Annotated in this window: 23 protein-coding genes and 1 tRNA gene; 3 read left to right on the top strand and 21 right to left on the bottom strand. The window is 65.0% G+C overall.

What is annotated here, in order from left to right; all coding sequences use genetic code 11:
* Nucleotides 1-87: 87 nt before the first annotated feature.
* Genes AC58EF_RS09910 through AC58EF_RS09900 form a run of 3 tightly spaced genes read right to left on the bottom strand, consistent with a single transcriptional unit; the run spans nt 88 to nt 1707 of the window.
* Nucleotides 88-489 (bottom strand): hypothetical protein, encoded by a 402-nt coding sequence (locus AC58EF_RS09910; protein WP_497275965.1) that lies wholly within the window; start codon nt 487-489, stop codon nt 88-90.
* Nucleotides 490-544: 55 nt separating this feature from the next.
* Nucleotides 545-1267, bottom strand: a complete 723-nt coding sequence (gene gloB / locus AC58EF_RS09905) for a hydroxyacylglutathione hydrolase (protein ID WP_497276128.1) — start codon at nt 1265-1267, stop codon at nt 545-547.
* A 5-nt stretch (nt 1268-1272) separates the two neighbouring features.
* The gene (locus tag AC58EF_RS09900) at nt 1273-1707 is read right to left on the bottom strand and encodes a VOC family protein (RefSeq protein ID WP_497275964.1); all 435 of its coding nucleotides are present in this window, start codon (nt 1705-1707) and stop codon (nt 1273-1275) included.
* A 102-nt stretch (nt 1708-1809) separates the two neighbouring features.
* On the opposite strand from AC58EF_RS09900, the gene AC58EF_RS09895 reads away from it, so the two are divergent.
* The gene (locus tag AC58EF_RS09895) at nt 1810-2520 is read left to right on the top strand and encodes an SIMPL domain-containing protein (protein ID WP_497275963.1); all 711 of its coding nucleotides are present in this window, start codon (nt 1810-1812) and stop codon (nt 2518-2520) included.
* Between the two features lie 148 nt (nt 2521-2668).
* Here the strand turns inward: AC58EF_RS09895 and AC58EF_RS09890 are convergent, their stop codons facing one another.
* Together AC58EF_RS09890 and AC58EF_RS09885 are read right to left on the bottom strand one after the other, a co-directional pair.
* Nucleotides 2669-3556: a tetratricopeptide repeat protein gene (locus AC58EF_RS09890; protein ID WP_497275962.1), complete on the bottom strand. Its 888-nt coding sequence runs from the start codon at nt 3554-3556 to the stop codon at nt 2669-2671.
* Nucleotides 3556-4311: an alpha/beta fold hydrolase gene (locus AC58EF_RS09885; RefSeq protein ID WP_497275961.1), complete on the bottom strand. Its 756-nt coding sequence runs from the start codon at nt 4309-4311 to the stop codon at nt 3556-3558. Before AC58EF_RS09885 ends, AC58EF_RS09890 begins: the two co-directional genes overlap by 1 nt.
* 132 nt (nt 4312-4443) lie before the next feature.
* Between AC58EF_RS09885 and AC58EF_RS09880 the strand changes: the two genes are divergently transcribed.
* Nucleotides 4444-4530, top strand: a tRNA-Leu gene (locus AC58EF_RS09880).
* A gap of 275 nt (nt 4531-4805) precedes the next feature.
* Here the strand turns inward: AC58EF_RS09880 and AC58EF_RS09875 are convergent.
* From AC58EF_RS09875 to AC58EF_RS09860, 4 genes are read right to left on the bottom strand one after another with little or no spacing between them, the layout of a single operon-like run.
* Nucleotides 4806-5066, bottom strand: a complete 261-nt coding sequence (locus AC58EF_RS09875; RefSeq protein ID WP_497275960.1) for a hypothetical protein — start codon at nt 5064-5066, stop codon at nt 4806-4808.
* A 6-nt stretch (nt 5067-5072) separates the two neighbouring features.
* Nucleotides 5073-5813, bottom strand: a complete 741-nt coding sequence (locus AC58EF_RS09870) for a M48 family metallopeptidase (protein ID WP_497275959.1) — start codon at nt 5811-5813, stop codon at nt 5073-5075.
* Nucleotides 5770-6207, bottom strand: a complete 438-nt coding sequence (locus AC58EF_RS09865; protein WP_497275958.1) for a YcgN family cysteine cluster protein — start codon at nt 6205-6207, stop codon at nt 5770-5772. Before AC58EF_RS09865 ends, AC58EF_RS09870 begins: the two co-directional genes overlap by 44 nt.
* A complete protein-coding gene (locus tag AC58EF_RS09860; RefSeq protein ID WP_497275957.1) occupies nt 6195-6863 on the bottom strand; it encodes an SCO family protein in 669 nt (222 codons plus the stop codon). Before AC58EF_RS09860 ends, AC58EF_RS09865 begins: the two co-directional genes overlap by 13 nt.
* A 41-nt stretch (nt 6864-6904) precedes the next feature.
* Between AC58EF_RS09860 and AC58EF_RS09855 the strand changes: the two genes are divergently transcribed.
* The gene (locus AC58EF_RS09855; protein WP_497275956.1) at nt 6905-7516 is read left to right on the top strand and encodes an ankyrin repeat domain-containing protein; all 612 of its coding nucleotides are present in this window, start codon (nt 6905-6907) and stop codon (nt 7514-7516) included.
* 21 nt (nt 7517-7537) lie between these two features.
* Here AC58EF_RS09855 and AC58EF_RS09850 read toward each other — a convergent pair whose 3' ends face one another.
* From AC58EF_RS09850 to AC58EF_RS09795, 12 genes are all read right to left on the bottom strand, one after another.
* A complete protein-coding gene (locus tag AC58EF_RS09850) occupies nt 7538-7936 on the bottom strand; it encodes a hypothetical protein (RefSeq protein ID WP_497275955.1) in 399 nt (132 codons plus the stop codon).
* A 16-nt stretch (nt 7937-7952) separates the two neighbouring features.
* Entirely contained in the window at nt 7953-8447 is a 495-nt protein-coding gene (locus AC58EF_RS09845; protein ID WP_497275954.1) for an MmcB family DNA repair protein, read from the bottom strand.
* Nucleotides 8448-8559: 112 nt separating this feature from the next.
* Nucleotides 8560-9210, bottom strand: a complete 651-nt coding sequence (locus AC58EF_RS09840; protein WP_497275953.1) for a cell wall hydrolase — start codon at nt 9208-9210, stop codon at nt 8560-8562.
* Between the two features lie 176 nt (nt 9211-9386).
* Nucleotides 9387-9698 (bottom strand): DUF1491 family protein, encoded by a 312-nt coding sequence (locus AC58EF_RS09835; RefSeq protein WP_497275952.1) that lies wholly within the window; start codon nt 9696-9698, stop codon nt 9387-9389.
* A gap of 19 nt (nt 9699-9717) precedes the next feature.
* Nucleotides 9718-10179, bottom strand: a complete 462-nt coding sequence (locus AC58EF_RS09830) for a PaaI family thioesterase (RefSeq protein ID WP_497275951.1) — start codon at nt 10177-10179, stop codon at nt 9718-9720.
* Complete coding sequence (locus AC58EF_RS09825) at nt 10166-10633, bottom strand: PTS sugar transporter subunit IIA (protein ID WP_497275950.1); 468 nt, start codon at nt 10631-10633, stop codon at nt 10166-10168. Before AC58EF_RS09825 ends, AC58EF_RS09830 begins: the two co-directional genes overlap by 14 nt.
* A gap of 122 nt (nt 10634-10755) precedes the next feature.
* Nucleotides 10756-11349 carry a ribosome hibernation-promoting factor, HPF/YfiA family gene (hpf, locus tag AC58EF_RS09820; protein ID WP_497275949.1) on the bottom strand — a complete coding sequence of 198 codons (594 nt, stop codon included), beginning with the start codon at nt 11347-11349 and terminating at the stop codon, nt 10756-10758.
* A gap of 83 nt (nt 11350-11432) precedes the next feature.
* Complete coding sequence (gene dnaQ, locus AC58EF_RS09815; protein ID WP_497275948.1) at nt 11433-12125, bottom strand: DNA polymerase III subunit epsilon; 693 nt, start codon at nt 12123-12125, stop codon at nt 11433-11435.
* A 32-nt stretch (nt 12126-12157) separates the two neighbouring features.
* Complete coding sequence (gene coaE / locus AC58EF_RS09810; protein ID WP_497275947.1) at nt 12158-12751, bottom strand: dephospho-CoA kinase; 594 nt, start codon at nt 12749-12751, stop codon at nt 12158-12160.
* Entirely contained in the window at nt 12748-13575 is an 828-nt protein-coding gene (gene aroE / locus AC58EF_RS09805; protein WP_497275946.1) for a shikimate dehydrogenase, read from the bottom strand. Before aroE ends, coaE begins: the two co-directional genes overlap by 4 nt.
* The gene (locus AC58EF_RS09800; RefSeq protein WP_497275945.1) at nt 13572-14177 is read right to left on the bottom strand and encodes a Maf family protein; all 606 of its coding nucleotides are present in this window, start codon (nt 14175-14177) and stop codon (nt 13572-13574) included. The genes aroE and AC58EF_RS09800 overlap by 4 nt, the downstream gene beginning before the upstream one ends.
* Nucleotides 14174-15001 (bottom strand): pyruvate, water dikinase regulatory protein, encoded by an 828-nt coding sequence (locus tag AC58EF_RS09795; RefSeq protein WP_497275944.1) that lies wholly within the window; start codon nt 14999-15001, stop codon nt 14174-14176. The genes AC58EF_RS09800 and AC58EF_RS09795 overlap by 4 nt, the downstream gene beginning before the upstream one ends.
* Nucleotides 15002-15153: the final 152 nt, after the last annotated feature.

Genomic DNA, 15153 nt, shown 5'->3' with positions numbered 1-15153 from the left:
GCGTTGCAAGCCTTCCCGCCGGGCCAGGTCGCGATATTTTGATCCTGCGGGCGCAGGCCGGTCAATGCGCCGGCCGGGCGCCGGGCGTCACTTGGGCGGCGCGCGATAGGGGATGAAGTCGCCCAGCGCACATGCGCCGGACGTCATCCCGGTCTGCAGATTGGCGGTCGTCGTGAAATCGCCACGGCACAATTGCGACCCGAAGCTGCGCACGATCATCGTGTCGCCATAGGTCAGGCCGTTGCAGCTGCCGATCAGCTCATTCTTGTAGACCAGTTTCCTGCTGACCCGATAGAGCAGGACATTATTGCTGATGACGGTCAGGTTGGTCTGCGGCTCGCGATTGATGCAGCTCATCTTCTCGCCCGGCACTTTGCCGGCCAGCGCCTTGTCCAGTTTGGCGGCCTGCTTGTCCGTCAGGGGTTTGGCCTCATAGCTGCCGGTGCAACCCGTCAGCAGCAACGGCGCCATCCACATCCACGCGCGCATCGCGATTCTCCAAATCTCTTGTCGCCTGTAAGACGGCATCATAGGCCAAAAACCGTCAGGCCGCATCCTTTGCCGCACGTCGCCCGGCCAGTTCGGCCACGTCGCGCGCGCGCATGAAGATGTTGGTTTCGCGCTCCTCGCCGATGCTGGTCGGCACGGTCGGTTCGCCCCGCGCTCGCGCGCCCTCGACGGCCGCGACACGCGCGGCCAGCGCTTCATTGTCCGGCTCCACCGTCAGCGCGAAGCGGCCGTTGGAGAGCGTATATTCATGCGCGCAATAGACGCTCGTGTCGTCCGGCAGGGCCGCAAGCCGCGCCATATTGTCGAACATCTGCGCCGCCGTCCCTTCGAACAGCCGGCCGCATCCCATGGCGAAGAGGGTGTCGCCGACGAAGACGATATGATCCTGCGCCAGATGATAGGCGATATGGCCCGCCGTATGCGCGGGCACCGCCATCACCGTCGCGACATGATCGCCGATGCGGACGCTGTCCCCCTCCTCCACCATCCGGTCGAGCGTGCCGATCTTCTCGGCCTCCGCACGCGGACCGGTAATGATGCAGCCCGTCGCCGCCTTGATCGCCGCATTGCCGCCGACATGATCGCCATGCCAGTGGGTGTTCCAGATCTGGTCGATGGCCCAGCCGCGCTCCTGCGCCGCCGCCAGCACCGGCTCCGCCACCGCGGGGTCGACCGCCACTGTCTCTCCGCTGGCGTCGTCGTGCAGCAGCCAGACATAATTGTCGTTGAGGACGGGAATGCGGACGACCTCCAGCATGGCGCTCACCAGGCTCCGACATTGGGCATCGACGCCCAGGGTTCCGCCGGCTCCAGCCGCCCGTCCTGCAACAGCTCGATCGAGATATTGTCGGGGGTGCGGATGAAGGCCATGTGACCGTCGCGCGGCGGCCGGTTGATCGTCACGCCCGCGTCCATCAGCGTCTGGCAGGTGTCGTAGATATTCTCGACCCGATAGGCGATATGGCCGAAATTGCGCCCTTCGCCATAGACCTCGGCGGGCGTGCCATCCTCGGCCGGCCAGTTGTAGGTCAGCTCGACCTGCGCATCCTCGTCGCCCGGCGCGGCCAGATAGACGAGCGTGAACCGGCCCTGATCGCTGTCGAAGCGTTTCACTTCCTTCAGGCCCAGCAGCTCGAAAAAGGCCTTGGTCTTGTCGACGTCGGCGACCCGGATCATGGTGTGCAGATATTTGGGCAAAATAATCTCCATTCGTCGCCATAAAGCAACGGTTCATCTCAGGAGTGTCAGATACGCTTCATAGATAGGGTCGCGCATCATCGGACGGAAGAGGAAAGACACATGGCATTGGACATGCGGGACAAGGTTCTTCTGGGCAGCGCGGCGCTGCTCGCGTTCGGCGTGGTCGCCGGCGGCTATCTGCTGGGCGACGGGCTCAAGCGCGCCAAGGCGGCGGATCGCTCGGTCACGGTGCGGGGCCTCGCCGAAAAGGATGTGACGGCCGACCTCGCCACCTGGTCGATCAGCTATGCGGCGACCGGCTTCGACCTGCCCACGGTGCGCGGGGAGATCGACGCCAACACCCGAGAATTGCAGGCCTATTTCAAAAGCCTCGGCTTCAAGCCCGACGAGCTGAAGCCGGTGGGCGCGGGCGTGAACCAGTGGCTCAACAACGGCGTCAACACCATCACCATCACCCAGCGGATGCTGCTGCGCACCACCGACATCGCCCGCGCGCAAAAGGCGGTGACGCAACAATTCGACCTCGTCCGGCGCGGCGTGACGCTGCAGGAAGGGTCCGGGATGCGCTACAGCTTCACCAAGCTCAATGACGTCAAGCCACCCATGGTCGCCGCCGCGACCAGGGATGCGCGCGCCGCCGCCGAACAGTTCGCCAAGGATTCAGGGGCGGCCGTGGGCGGCATCAAGAGCGCGACCCAGGGCTATTTCTCGATCGACGCGCGCGATGGCGAAGGCGGCGGCGACGGCGGCAGCGACACCCCCTACAAGAAGGTGCGTGTCGTCACGACCGTCGACTTCTACCTGAAATAGGCGAAGCGCTTTCGGTCGCGCCGTCGACAGGCAGGCCGATCGCGCAAGCGCTTTTGCCTTTGATTGTCCATGTCGCTGTCGTCTTTTCCGGCCCGCATCGAAGCGAACCGGCCGGACGCCGGGAATTTCGCGGCAAAGCCTTGCCGGATCAGCCTGCCGGCTTGTTCGGCGGCCTGTCGGCGGGAAGGCGCGTCAGGTTGTCCGCCGCCGCCTTGCCCGCCGGCGAATCCGGCGCCAGCCTGACCGCCCGCTGCCAGGCGGATCGCGCCACATCCTCATGGTCGGTCAGGATGGCGACATTGCCCTCCTCCAGCGCGACCGACGCGTCATCGGGCGACAATTGCACCGCGCGGGCGATATGCGCCTGCGCCAGGCTCATCTCGCCCGACCGTCGCGCCAGCGTCGCCGACAACAGCCAGCCCAGCGGGTCCTTCGGCGCCTGCGCCAGCGCCACATCCAGCGAATCGCGCGCCGCCTCCATGTCGCCCAGCGCCACCAGCGCCCGCGCCCGGTCGAGATGCACCTCGCCCTTCTCCAGCCCGTCGGGCAGGCCGCGCGCCAGCGCCGCGTCGAAATCGGTCCGCGCCTTGGCCGCATCCCCGCTCGCCAGTGCGGCATTGCCCGCCTGCGCCCACAGCCGCGCGCCCTGCGCCATGTCGTTGCCGCGCTCGGCCTCCTCCGCCGCCTGCTCATAGGCGACGATGGCCGGCGCCCAGCGCTCGGCGCGCGCATAGGCAAAGCCCATGCAGTGACGGGCATAGAAGCTACCGCCTTCGATCCGCCATTTCTGCGCAAAGGCGATCCCGGCATCGGGCGATTCGATCGCCCGGTCGAGACAGGCCTGGAACGGCGCGGCGAATTTGGCGGGCACGGGAATCCTGCCATCCTCGCGCGCCGGCGCATTCGCAGCCGTCGGCGCGGTTGCCGCCGCCGCGGCGGCGGCCCGCTCCTCCTGCTTCTGCTTTCGACTGCGGTTCATCACCGCCTCGATCTCGGGATCATAGGCCTGGAGCAGGAGCGGCAGAAAAAAGGGCATCAGACTATGTCCAGCAGGCTGGCGACGGTGCGGATCAGCAGGGCGATGTCGGCGTCGCGGGAAAGACGATGGTCGCCGTCCTTAACGAGCAGCGTCTGCACATCGGATGAACGCAGCCGCGCCGCGGTTTGCAACGCGATCTCCCACGGCACATCGGGGTCCGCCTGCCCATGGAGCAGCCGCACCGGGCAATCGATCATGATCTCCTGCTCCAGCAGCCGCAGCGCCTGACCCGATTCCCAGAAGCCGAGCGTCGTCACATAGGGCTGGTCGCCATAGGGGGTCGGCTCCTCGATCCGCCCCTCGGTTTGCAGCAGCGCCTTGTCCGCATCGGTAAAGCCCCATTGGGTGAAATCCGGCGCAGCGGCGATGCCGACGATGCCCGCCACCCGCTCCGGCCGCGCCTGCGCGACCAGCAGCGCCAGCCAGCCGCCCATCGACGATCCGACCAGCAGCACCGGTCCCGCAATCAGGGAATCGATCAGCAGCAGCACATCGTCGCGCCAACTCGCCAGCGTGCCGTCGGCAAAGCGCCCGTCGCTCGCGCCATTGCCGGCATAGTCGAGCCGCAGCATCGCCCGCCCCTGCGCTTTCGCCCAATTGTGCAGCGCGACCGCCTTGCCCCCCTCCATGTCGGACATATAGCCCGGCAGGAAGACCAGGGTTGGCCCCGCCCCTTCGCTATGGCGATAGGCCAGACGCAGTCCGTCGGGACGGGAAAAAAGGGCAGGCGGAGCGGGATCATGGATCGTCATGGAGCTGCTCATATCCTAGATCAGACGGTGCCGCCCGTCCTTAAACCGCCTTTTTCGCGGAACCCAAAAAATAATGCGGACAATGCGTTGACAGCCCCAGGGGCACCCGTTAGAGGCGCCCTCCTACCCCGTGCCCAGATGGCGGAATTGGTAGACGCACCAGCTTCAGGTGCTGGCGATCGCAAGGTCGTGGAGGTTCGAGTCCTCTTCTGGGCACCATTTTTCTCAGTCTATTGAGAACGTTGAGGGATCGTCGGAAGAGGGTTTCCAATGCGTATCTGCTATATAGTTCGGATCACAATGCGTCCGCAACTTCCCGAAAAACCTCGACAAACGGTGTTACACAAGTGGCCTGTCGGGCTGTGCCAGCGGTCGGATCAGTTCGACTATCGTCGCCGCATTCCGCGTAACGTTCGAAGCCTTATTGGTCGAACCGAGATGGCGTTCCTTGCGAACCGACAGCCTCAAGACTCCCAGACCTCATCCATGCCACCTCAATCCGGTGTTTCGACCAGCTCGGCTATTTCGAACACATAGCTTTTCCAACCGCGCATCCGCGCGCCGTCGGCCGCCGGCCCCTTCAGTTTCTTCGCTTCGGCGAGCGAGCGGCTATGGCCCCAGAACACCTCGGTCTTACCATTGTCCAGCACGGCGACGATCCGCCAATAATGGGTGAGGGCGTCCGCCGTCGGCCCGATCGTCTTCACATAGCCATCGGGCATGGTTGCGGTCAGATAGCGTTTCCGGCGCGCCATCCGCCGCTATGCCCGATAGCGGTGCAGGCCCGTCCCATGGACGCGCAGCCAGTCACGCGCGGGTCGGGGATCGGCGCCATAGATGCGCCGGTGCGTGGCATGGAAGGCGGGGCTATGGTCCATGTGCAGCAAATGCGCCAGCTCATGCGCCACCGTCGCGCGCCGCACGTCCGGCGGGCAGAGGATCAGCCGCCAGCTGTAGCGGATCGCGCCGGACGAGGCGCAACTGCCCCAGCGGCTGCGCGGATCGCCCACGCCGACCGACGCGACGATCAGCCCATGTTCGCGCGCCAGTTCGTGGCTTTCGGTCTCCAGCACGGCCCTGGCGCGACCGACAAGCCAACGTTGCACCCGCGCCCCGACCGATTCCGCCGCGCCGCCCAGCAGCAATTGATTCCCCTCCAGCCGGATCGTGCGCGTCGCGCCTTCGACCCAGATGATCTCCACCTCGCGCCCTTCCAGCGGGAAGATCACGCCATGCGCCAACCGGGTCAGCGCCGGCTGCTTCGCCATCTGCACGCTGACCCAGGCTTCATGGTCCTGCGCCCAGCCCAGCGCCTTTTTGAGGTTCGCCCGCACCGGCAGCGACAGGCGCAGTTCCCCGCGCGCGCCATCGATCGTCAGCCGATAGGCGCGCGCCCGTGCCGATCGCCGCACCCGCACCGGCACGGCGACGCCATCGACCAGAATCGCGGCATCGGACTCAAAGTTCGCGGTCGACAAGATGATTTTCCCAGTCGCCCGCATCCGCTTCGGCCACGGTCCAGCCACGCACCGATTCCCCGGCACGATGCACCGCCTCGCGGTCGCCGCAGATCAGATAATGCCATTCCGGCAATGGCAGCCCCTCGCCCCGCAGCCGATAGGCGCAGGTGCGGGGCAGCCAGCTGATCTGCTTCACCTTGGTCGGAGTCAGCCGCACGCAGTCGGGCACGAACCTGCGCCGATCCTTGTAATTGCTGCACTGGCCGCTTTGCCGGTCGAGCAGGCGGCAGGCGACGTTGGTGGGATAGATATGCCCGCTATCCTCATCCTCGGCCTTGTGCAGGCAGCATTTGCCGCAGCCGTCGCACAGCGCTTCCCATTCGGCGCGGTCGAGCTTGTCGAGGGTTTTTTCCCAGAAGTGCGTCACTTGACCCATTTTTCAAGGAAGGCGAGCACCTTGTCGGGCGCGCCTTCATCCGCGTCCGGCGTGCCCGGATCATCCACCGGCACCAGCGCCACCGGCTTGCCGTCGCCATCGAACAAATAGGGCGTGCGGCTGTGGCTTACCAGATAGTCGGTCGTTCCGCCCGCCTTTTCCGGCCCGGTCTTTTCGGGATTGTAGATCACCACGAAATCCTTGGCGACCCGGGCGATCTGCTCCTTCGTGCCAGTGAGGCCGATGAGGCGCGGATGGAAGGCGGCGACATAGGTTTTGAGCACGGCGGGCGTATCGCGATCGGGATCGACGCTGATCAGCATCGGCTGCACTTTGGCCGCCAGCGCCGGCTTATCCTTCTCGAATTTTGCGAAGGCCTGCATGATCCGTTGCAGGTCGACCGGGCAGACGTCCGGGCAATAGGTATAGCCGAAATAGACCAGCCGATACTGGCCCTTATAATCGTCCCAGTTGGTCGGCTCGCCGTCCTGATTGGTGAGCGTGAAAGGCGCGCCGATCCGGGCGCCGACCAGTTCGCCTTGCGCACTGTCGGCGCTTGATCCCCCGCCCCCCGCGCCCATATTGCAGGCAGCGAGCAGGGCGAGCAGCGGCAAAGCAGCAAGTGCGACGTCTTTGTTCATGGCATGGCTAGCCATGCCTTGCTAGGACACGATTTGCAATGCAACGGGGCGCGATGATGAAGAAGAGCTATGTTTCCGCTATCCTTGGTTCGATCGCGCTGGCGCTGCTGGTCCCCGGACCCGCCCAGGCCCAGTTTTCGGACAATTACAACTTTTTGAAGGCTGTAAAGGACAAGGACGGGCAGAAAGTCACCGACCTGATCCAGAAGCCCGGCTCGACCGTCATCAACAGCCGCGACGTCACCACCGGCGAAAATGCGCTGCATATCATCGTCGCGCGCCGCGACGCGACCTGGCTGACCTTCCTGCTGGCCAAGGGCGCGAACCCCAACCTGACCGACAATGACGGCAATACGCCGCTAATGGATGCGGTGCAGGGCCGGTTCGAGGAAGGCGTGCGCACGCTGCTCAGCTACAAGGCGCAGGTCGATAAGGCCAATGGCAGCGGCGAGACTCCGCTGATCCGCGCGGTGCAGTTGCGCGATGTCGGCATCGTCCGCCTGTTGGTGGCACAGGGCGCCAGCCCCGACAAGCGCGATACGCTCGCCGGCATGTCGGCGCGCGACTATGCCCAGCGCGACAGCCGCACCCCCGGCCTCATCGAAGCACTGGACGCCGCCAAGAGCGCGGCCAAGCCGGCAGGTCCGGTGCAGGGTCCGGTATTCTGACTCTTGTGCGGGCCGACGATTTTACCCTCGCCCGGCCCGCACCTCCGCCTCGCTCCACCAGCGCAGATGATGCGCGACCCCGCTTTTCCGCACGCAGGATTCGAGTGCGTCCGCCAGCCGCTCCACCACCTCGCTCGTGTTGACGCGGCCAAGCCAGCTCCATATGCGTGGCTTCGACGGCGTGATGAAACAGAGATGGCCGTCAGGATGATCCGCATGGGGTCCGCATCCGATCCAGAGCGAGAAGCCCGAATTCTCCAGCATCACGCACCATCCCCAATCTTCGGCGACGATTTTCCGGATGCGATAGCCATGAACCGGCAGCGCGATCGCCAGTTGCCGCGCCAGCAATTCGCCCGCCGGTCCTGTCCCCGGCAGATCGCGCAGCGCTCCCGATCGAAATTCAAGATGGGTCCGCATCCCGCTCCCTGATCCGCTACCAGCCTAGCTCCGCAGCATGGTCCGGGTCGCCGAGCGCCGTCAATCGCCGGGCGGCACGCCGGGCGAAGCGCAGCGTCTCCGCCTTGCGCCGGGCCGCCGCCAGCGGCTCCACCGGCGCGGGGCGCACCAGTTCGGCATCATATTGATCGGCGACGATCAGCCCGGTCCGCGTTGGCCATAAAGCTTCGCTTTCGAACGGGCTGAGGTCGAAACCCGCCGGCACGGCCCAGAAGAAACGGTCGCAATAATCGAAATAGTCGGGCCACTTCATGTCGCCCAACAGGTCGGCGCGGCTGCACTTGATCTCGACGATGGTCAGGCGCCCGGCGCTGTCGATGGCCATGATGTCGGCGCGCCGGCCGTTGGGCAGCGGCACTTCTAATATGCCGCTCATGTCATGGCGGAAGAAGAGACGCAGCGTCCCCCGCGCCACCGCCAGCGCGGTGCCGTCGGTCAAGGGTGAGCAGGCGTCGGGAGAGGCGGTATCCATAAGCCCGATAATAGAACATTATGGGAACAAAAGAAAAGGCCGATTCGGATGCCCCGAACCGGCCCTGAACTTGTTTCACGCCACGCCACGCCACGCCAACGTGGCGACGATATCAGCGATAGAAGATGTGGTTGTCGATCGACGCCAGCTTGGTCTTGCCCCAGCCCGGCGACACGCGACGGGCGTGGAAGAAGAGCGCGCCTTCGGCCCGGCTGTCCCAGCTGTCGTCCATAGCGATTTGGGCGATGGCGACCGCTTCGCGCCAGCTGTCGCTGCCCATGCGGATCGGCGGCATACCATGGCCGCGCACGAAGCTGAACTGGCTCGGCTGGTAGACGACGCCGCACAGGCTGTCGGCGAAGCGACCCGACCTGGCGCGGTTGATGATCACGCGCGCAACGGCCAGCTGGCCTTCCAGGCTTTCGCCCTTGGATTCGAAATAGACCGCTCCGGCCAGGCACTTCATGTCGCCGTCCAACTCCTCGGGTGCGCCATGGGCGTCGACCAGAGCAGCGAGGCTATTCGCCTGGAAATCGGGATCGGTCGAAAAACCGTTTTCGCCCTTGGGGGCGATGGCCAGCGGCTGCGCGACTTCGCGCGGCGCGGCGAAGGTGACGGACTTGGGTCCGTTCAGGGCTTCGATGGGAAGCGAGGAAGAGGTGACGAGCGTCTCGCTCGCGACCGACATATCAGAGGCCGAAACCGCTGCGGCAGCGGACAGGGCAAAGGCCGCCATGATGGCAGCTTTCAGACGAAAACTCATTCCGGTTCAAAATCGTGCGGTTCTTGGCCGGGGCGTCGCATTCAACCCATATTCTTCGCGACGACCGGCCGCCCCCCGTCTGCGTGTTTACCGCGCCCGCCCCCCAATGGGCGAATTCGGCAACCTGCGCGTTGGCGTTGGGCGCCTCTGCACGGCTCGTGACGATGAGTCAACGATCAGCAGATTGTTTCAGCGGCGAAGCGTTCCGCTTCCGGGATGTCGAGTTCGATCAGCCACAGGTCGGGGTCCGCCCTGCGCCGCCGCGCGATATATTGATCGAGCGCGTCCGGCCCCTCTTCAGGAGAGGGTCCGCAGCGCATCAACGCATAACCGCCGTCGAAGTTCGGCACGCGCTCAAAAAGGCCTGTTTCCTGTCCCTTTTCAAGCGTTTGGATCAGGATCACACCGCTGATCTCGTCGCCCTTGGCAAGGATGGCGGCAAAGCCCCCCGCCGTCGCGACCCGCTTGCGCAACGCGCCGACCAGCATGGCGCTGGTCAGCCGCGCGTCAGCCGACATAGCCGGGGAGCGATGACAGCGGAAATTGCGAGCGCATGAAAGTGCCGGTGCCTCGCCCGACTTCCTCGCCGCTGTCGTCGATCAGGCTCGCCTCGGCCACATAGACGCGGCGCTTGCCGCTGATCCAGCGCCCTTCGGCCCGGATGCGGCCCGGACCGATCGGCCGGGTGAAGAGCAGGTTGAAGGCGGTGGTGAGCAAGAAACGGTCGCTGACCAGGCTGTTGGCCGCGTAGAAGGCCGCATCGTCCAGCATCTTGAAATAGACGGTGCCATGCACCGCGCCGGCGGCGTGGAACTGGCTTTCGTCGACATCGAAATCGATGACCGACCGGCCGGCTTCCGGGATCGTCAGTTCCGACCGGAACAGCGCGTTGATCGGGGCGGAGCGGTAGAGATTTTCGAGCGCACGAAAATGCGCCGTCTCGCCGCTCGGCGCCTCAGGCAGCGTCACGCGCCTCGCCGCCCGCCAGCAGCGCGTGCAGCGCTTCGGTCGACTTGGCGCCACGCAGGCGCGCGACGTTATTTTCGTCGCGCAGATAGCGCGATACGCGCGCCAGCGTCTTGAGATGTTCGGCGCCGCTGTCGACGGGCGACAGCAGGGCGAAGACGACATCGACCGGCGCCTCGTCCACCGCGTCGAACGGCACTGCGGGATCAAGCAGCACGACCACACCGCACATCTTGTCCAGACCCGGGATCTTCGCATGGGGAATGGCGACGCCGCCGCCGAACCCGGTCGATCCCAGCCGCTCCCGTTCGAACAGGGCATCCCCCACTTCGTCGGCTTCCAGATCATAGGCGCAAGCCGCCAGGGCAGCGACCTTCTGAAAAAGCGCCTTCTTGCCGTTCGCCGCCAGCCCTGTCGCAAGCGCTTCCGGCGAAACGATGTCGTTGAAGTTAACCATGGTCAATCCGAAATGGCCAAGCCGCGCCGTTCGTTCCTTCGCGCGATCCTCGGACAATGAAAGCCCGGCCCCATAAGCCGCCTGCCCCTTGAGGTCAAGGCGACGGGGCCGGGCAAACTTGGTCAGGTGCGGGGTTCGACCCAGCCGATGGTGCCGTCATGACGACGATAGACCATATTATAGGCCGATGTGCCGGCATTGAGGAACAGCAGCGCATTGGTGTTGCGCAGATCCAGCATCATCACCGCGTCGGATACGCTGGCCTCGGGAATGTCGACCCGGGTTTCGGCCACGATCAGCGGTGCATCCGCCGGTTCCTCCTCCTCGGCGGCGGTGGCGAAGATGGTGTAGCCCGCCCCGTCGATATCATCGACGCTGTAACCGTTCGACCGCTGCGCCTCCGCGGCGGCGGCCTGGATGCTGCGGTCCTTCAGGCGGCGCATATAACGGCGAAGCTGCTTTTCGATACGGTCCGACGCCTGGTCGAAGGCCGGGTGCGCTTCCTGCGCTTCACCCGCCCCCTTCAGGATCAGGCCGGTCATGACATGGCACACGATATCGCAATGGAAGGCGCCATGCGGGGCCGGCCGGAACGTGACCTGGGCGGAAATCGTGCGGGAGAAATATTTCTCGGCCATCGTTTCCAGCCGTTCGGTGACATGCTCCTTGAGGGCGTCACCCGTTTCGACCTGATGCCCGGAAACGCGAATATCCATATGCCTTCTCCTTATTCTTGCCGGGTCGCCGGGAGGGCAACCCGGTTGGCCTGGAGCCATATGGCCGGCAGCGTGGCTGCGGCCTATGCCTCCTGCAGCCAGAGCGGCTCCTTCAGCGTCGCGACAAACGCTGCGTGCCGTTCCAGCTCCTGCGCGCTGGCCGTGAAGACCCGCGCAGGACGAACAGGGCGAACCACGGGGATTTCCATCCGTTCCACCCTGACGATCTCTTTCGCTTCCTCCTGTGCCAGACCAAGGCCGATCTGCCGGCCGCCGGTCAGTTCGATGTAAAGCTGCGCCAGCAACTCCGCGTCGAGCAGCGCGCCATGCTTGACGCGATGGCTGCGATCGATGCCGTAGCGGGTGCAGAGCGCATCCAGGCTATGCTTGGCGCCCGGATGCAATTGCCGCGCGATCGCGACCGTATCGATCATCCGGTCCATCCCCACTTCGGGATGGCCGCACAGCCTCAGTTCGTGATTGAGGAATCCGAAGTCGAAACGTGCATTATGCGCGACCAGCGGGCTGTCCTCGATAAATTCCAGCAGTTCGAGCGCACCCTTTGCGAACACGGGATATTTCGACAGAAAGTCTGCTGACAAGCCGTGCACATTATAAGCTGCGACGGGCATGTCGCGCTCGGGATGATAATAAGCGTGGAAGGTCCGACCACTCGGCACGCGGTTGATGAGTTCGATACAGCCGATTTCGACCAGTCGGTCGCCGGAAGCGGGATCGAATCCCGTCGTTTCGGTATCGAAAATGACCTCGCGCATCGCCCTCTTCATTCGACTCTGTGGGCCAACCCTTATCTGCCTGTCTTCGCGCCAAGGCAAGCGACCAGACGCCTGACCTGTGCGCGGGTCGCGGCAAATGTCGTACCCGTATGGATGATATAGTCCGCCCGACGCCGCTTTTCAGCATCGGGGGTTTGCAGATGGACGATCTGGCGGAATTTCGCCACGCTCATGCCTGGCCGCGCCAGGACGCGCTTGCGCTGCTTCCAGGCGGGCGCGCTGACGACGATCACGCCCGCCAGCCTCTTCTGCCCGCCCGTCTCGAACAGCAGCGGAACGTCGAGGATCACGAACGGACGCGAGCGGTGGCGGCGCAGGAAACGCGCCCGCGCTTCCCGGACGGCGGGATGGACGATGCCCTCCAGCGCCTTGCGCGCCTCGGGATGGCCGAATACCGCTGCGCCCAGCTTCGCCCGGTCGACGCCTTCAGGACCGGTAGTGCCGGGAAAGCGCGCCTCGATCGCGGGGAGCAGCCGGCCGCCCGGTCCCTGGAGCCGATGCACCTCCGCGTCGGCGTCGAACAGCGGCACGCCCTCGCGCCGGAACATCGCCGCGACCGCCGACTTGCCCATGCCGATCGAACCGGTGAGGCCGTAGACCTTCATTCCCCGGCCGCGAGCAGCAGCGCGCGCAATTCCTCGTCCAGATCGCGGGGCGCCTCGGCGTCGAAGAAGATGTCGAACGCCAGCGCTGCCTGCCCGATCAGCATTTCGAGGCCGTCGAGCGTTTTCAGGCCCCGCGCCCGCGCCGCCTTTAGCAACGCCGTCTCCAGCGGCGCATAGACGATGTCATAGACGGTCGCACCCTCCGGCAACGGCGCCAGGTCGAGGTCCAGCAGCGGTTGACCCACCATGCCGAGCGAGGTCGAATTGACCAGCAGGTCGGCGGCGGGGAGCGCATCACCCATGCCGATCACCCGACCCTTCGTCCCCGCATGGTCGAGCAGCGCCTGCCCCTTGGCGGGATCGCGCGCCATGATAGTGATGTCGGGCACGCCGAGGCTGGTCAAGGCGAACAGGATCGCCCGCGCCGCGCCGCCCGCGCCGACCAGCACTGCGCTCTGCCCCTTCCATTTGTCACGCAGCAACGGCTGGAGGAAACCGCCCGCATCGGTATTGGTGCCGATCAGCGGTCCGCCGGTTTCCGAAGCGATCGTATTCATCGCCCCAATCCGTTCGCGCACCCCGCCCGGATCGTCGGTATAGTCCATCACCGCAATCTTGTGAGGCAGGGTGACGTTGCAGCCCAGCCAGTCGGGATCGGCCCGCCTGGCCAGGAAATAGGCCGCCAGCCCCTCCGGCGTCACATGCGTCTTCTTATACTCCGCCTCGATATCCAGCGCCTTGAGCCAAAAATTATGGATCAGCGGCGATTTGCTGTGCGCGATCGGATCGCCGATCACTTCGGCGTAAGGGAGGGCGTCGGTCATGCCGCCAAAACGCCCCGGACGCGCAGAAAGTCAAGCAAAGGTAGCAGCGGCAGGCCCTGAATCGCGAACTGGCTGCCTTCCACCTTGCTGAAAATCTGCACCCCCGGCCCTTCGATCCGGTAACAGCCCACGCACCAGCGCAGTTCGTCCCAGTCTGAATCGAGATAGGAAGCGATGAAGGCGTCGGACAAGGGCCGCACCGTCATCCGCACCCGCTCGACATGGCGCCAGATCGCCTCGCCATTCAAGGCAATCACCGCCGCGCTGTGCAGGTGATGGACCCGGCCCGACAGCAGATGCAGGATGCGCTCGGCATCCGCGCGGTCGACCGCCTTGTCGATCATCGCGCCCCGGTCTTCACCGTCGCCGATGCTCAGCGTCTGGTCGCACCCTAGCACCAATCCCCCCGGCACCCGCCGCGACACCTTGAGCGCCTTCAATTCGGCGAGCGCATCCGCCAGTCCTCGCGCATCGAGGCCGTCGGCGCGCAGTGCCTCCTTGGCGGCCTCCTCGTCCACGCCCGGCGAAAGCGCCTCGAACGGCACCTGCGCCGCGGTCAGCAGCGCCTTGCGGCTTGCGCTCTGCGACGCCAGCACGATCACGCATTTTCTCCTTCCGCCAGCACACGGTCGTTGAAGAGGTTGATGATCGCCGCGGCGGCCTCCTCGATCGAGCGGCGGGTCATGTCGATCACCGGCCAGCCATTGTCGGCGAACATGCGCCGGGCGAAGGCCAGTTCGTCCTGCACCTTGTCGATGTCGACATAGGCGGTTTCGGGTGCCTGGTTGAGCGACAAGAGCCGGTTACGCCTTATCTGGACCAGCCGTTCGGGGCTGACGGTCAGGCCCACGACCATCGGATGCCGCAGGGAAAAAAGGCTGCGCGGCGGCGGCGATTCCGGCACCAGTGGGATATTGGCGGTCTTGTAGCCGCGATTGGCGAGATAGATGGAGGTCGGCGTCTTGGATGCGCGCGACACGCCCGCCAGCATGATATCCGCCTCCTCCCAATTTTCATGGCCCACGCCGTCATCATGGGCGATGGTGAACTGGATCGCCTCGATCCGCGCGAAATAGGCTTCGTCCAATATATGCTTTCGCCCCGGCCGGGTGCGTGTTTCCTGCCCCAATATGTTGGACAGGGCGTCCGCGACGCTGTCGAGCGCGGCGACATGCGGCAGGCCGAGCGCGCGGCAGCGCGTCTCCAGCCGGCGACGCAGCATGTGATTGGTCAGGGTGAAGAGCACCAGCCCCGGATTGGCGGCGATTTCCTCCATGATCCGGTCGAGATGGACCTCGGACCGCACCATCGGCCAAAAATGGCGGATCGCCTCGACATTCTCGAACAGCCCGATCGCCGCCTTGGCGATATTCTCCAGCGTTTCGCCGGTGGAGTCGGACAGGAGATGGAGGTGGATACGCGCCATGGGCACATCTCTGTTGGAGGCATGGGGATAAAGCAAGGGATGAATCTGTGGATAAATTGCCGCCTTTTTCCCGTCCCCATTGCCCGGATTCTTATCCACACCCCTCCAACAGGCCCGGATTTTCTTCCACAGCCTGTGGATAACGGGGACAA

It is taken from the genome of Sphingobium sp. WR1, assembly GCF_059693745.1.
Note: the sequence above shows the minus strand (reverse complement) of the source record. Positions and strands in the feature narration are given on the sequence as shown.

What these genes read in the sequence shown, in the direction of transcription:
- AC58EF_RS09910 (WP_497275965.1), bottom strand. Translation starts at nt 489, where the DNA reads ATGCGCGCGTGGATGTGGATGGCGCCGTTGCTGCTGACGGGTTGCACC.
- gloB (WP_497276128.1), bottom strand. Translation starts at nt 1,267, where the DNA reads ATGCTGGAGGTCGTCCGCATTCCCGTCCTCAACGACAATTATGTCTGG.
- AC58EF_RS09895 (WP_497275963.1), top strand. Translation starts at nt 1,810, where the DNA reads ATGGCATTGGACATGCGGGACAAGGTTCTTCTGGGCAGCGCGGCGCTG.
- AC58EF_RS09890 (WP_497275962.1), bottom strand. Translation starts at nt 3,556, where the DNA reads ATGCCCTTTTTTCTGCCGCTCCTGCTCCAGGCCTATGATCCCGAGATC.
- AC58EF_RS09885 (WP_497275961.1), bottom strand. Translation starts at nt 4,311, where the DNA reads ATGACGATCCATGATCCCGCTCCGCCTGCCCTTTTTTCCCGTCCCGAC.
- AC58EF_RS09875 (WP_497275960.1), bottom strand. Translation starts at nt 5,066, where the DNA reads ATGGCGCGCCGGAAACGCTATCTGACCGCAACCATGCCCGATGGCTAT.
- AC58EF_RS09870 (WP_497275959.1), bottom strand. Translation starts at nt 5,813, where the DNA reads ATGCGGGCGACTGGGAAAATCATCTTGTCGACCGCGAACTTTGAGTCC.
- AC58EF_RS09865 (WP_497275958.1), bottom strand. Translation starts at nt 6,207, where the DNA reads ATGGGTCAAGTGACGCACTTCTGGGAAAAAACCCTCGACAAGCTCGAC.
- AC58EF_RS09860 (WP_497275957.1), bottom strand. Translation starts at nt 6,863, where the DNA reads ATGGCTAGCCATGCCATGAACAAAGACGTCGCACTTGCTGCTTTGCCG.
- AC58EF_RS09855 (WP_497275956.1), top strand. Translation starts at nt 6,905, where the DNA reads ATGAAGAAGAGCTATGTTTCCGCTATCCTTGGTTCGATCGCGCTGGCG.
- AC58EF_RS09850 (WP_497275955.1), bottom strand. Translation starts at nt 7,936, where the DNA reads ATGCGGACCCATCTTGAATTTCGATCGGGAGCGCTGCGCGATCTGCCG.
- AC58EF_RS09845 (WP_497275954.1), bottom strand. Translation starts at nt 8,447, where the DNA reads ATGGATACCGCCTCTCCCGACGCCTGCTCACCCTTGACCGACGGCACC.
- AC58EF_RS09840 (WP_497275953.1), bottom strand. Translation starts at nt 9,210, where the DNA reads ATGAGTTTTCGTCTGAAAGCTGCCATCATGGCGGCCTTTGCCCTGTCC.
- AC58EF_RS09835 (WP_497275952.1), bottom strand. Translation starts at nt 9,698, where the DNA reads ATGCTGGTCGGCGCGTTGCGCAAGCGGGTCGCGACGGCGGGGGGCTTT.
- AC58EF_RS09825 (WP_497275950.1), bottom strand. Translation starts at nt 10,633, where the DNA reads ATGGTTAACTTCAACGACATCGTTTCGCCGGAAGCGCTTGCGACAGGG.
- hpf (WP_497275949.1), bottom strand. Translation starts at nt 11,349, where the DNA reads ATGGATATTCGCGTTTCCGGGCATCAGGTCGAAACGGGTGACGCCCTC.
- dnaQ (WP_497275948.1), bottom strand. Translation starts at nt 12,125, where the DNA reads ATGCGCGAGGTCATTTTCGATACCGAAACGACGGGATTCGATCCCGCT.
- coaE (WP_497275947.1), bottom strand. Translation starts at nt 12,751, where the DNA reads ATGAAGGTCTACGGCCTCACCGGTTCGATCGGCATGGGCAAGTCGGCG.
- aroE (WP_497275946.1), bottom strand. Translation starts at nt 13,575, where the DNA reads ATGACCGACGCCCTCCCTTACGCCGAAGTGATCGGCGATCCGATCGCG.
- AC58EF_RS09795 (WP_497275944.1), bottom strand. Translation starts at nt 15,001, where the DNA reads ATGGCGCGTATCCACCTCCATCTCCTGTCCGACTCCACCGGCGAAACG.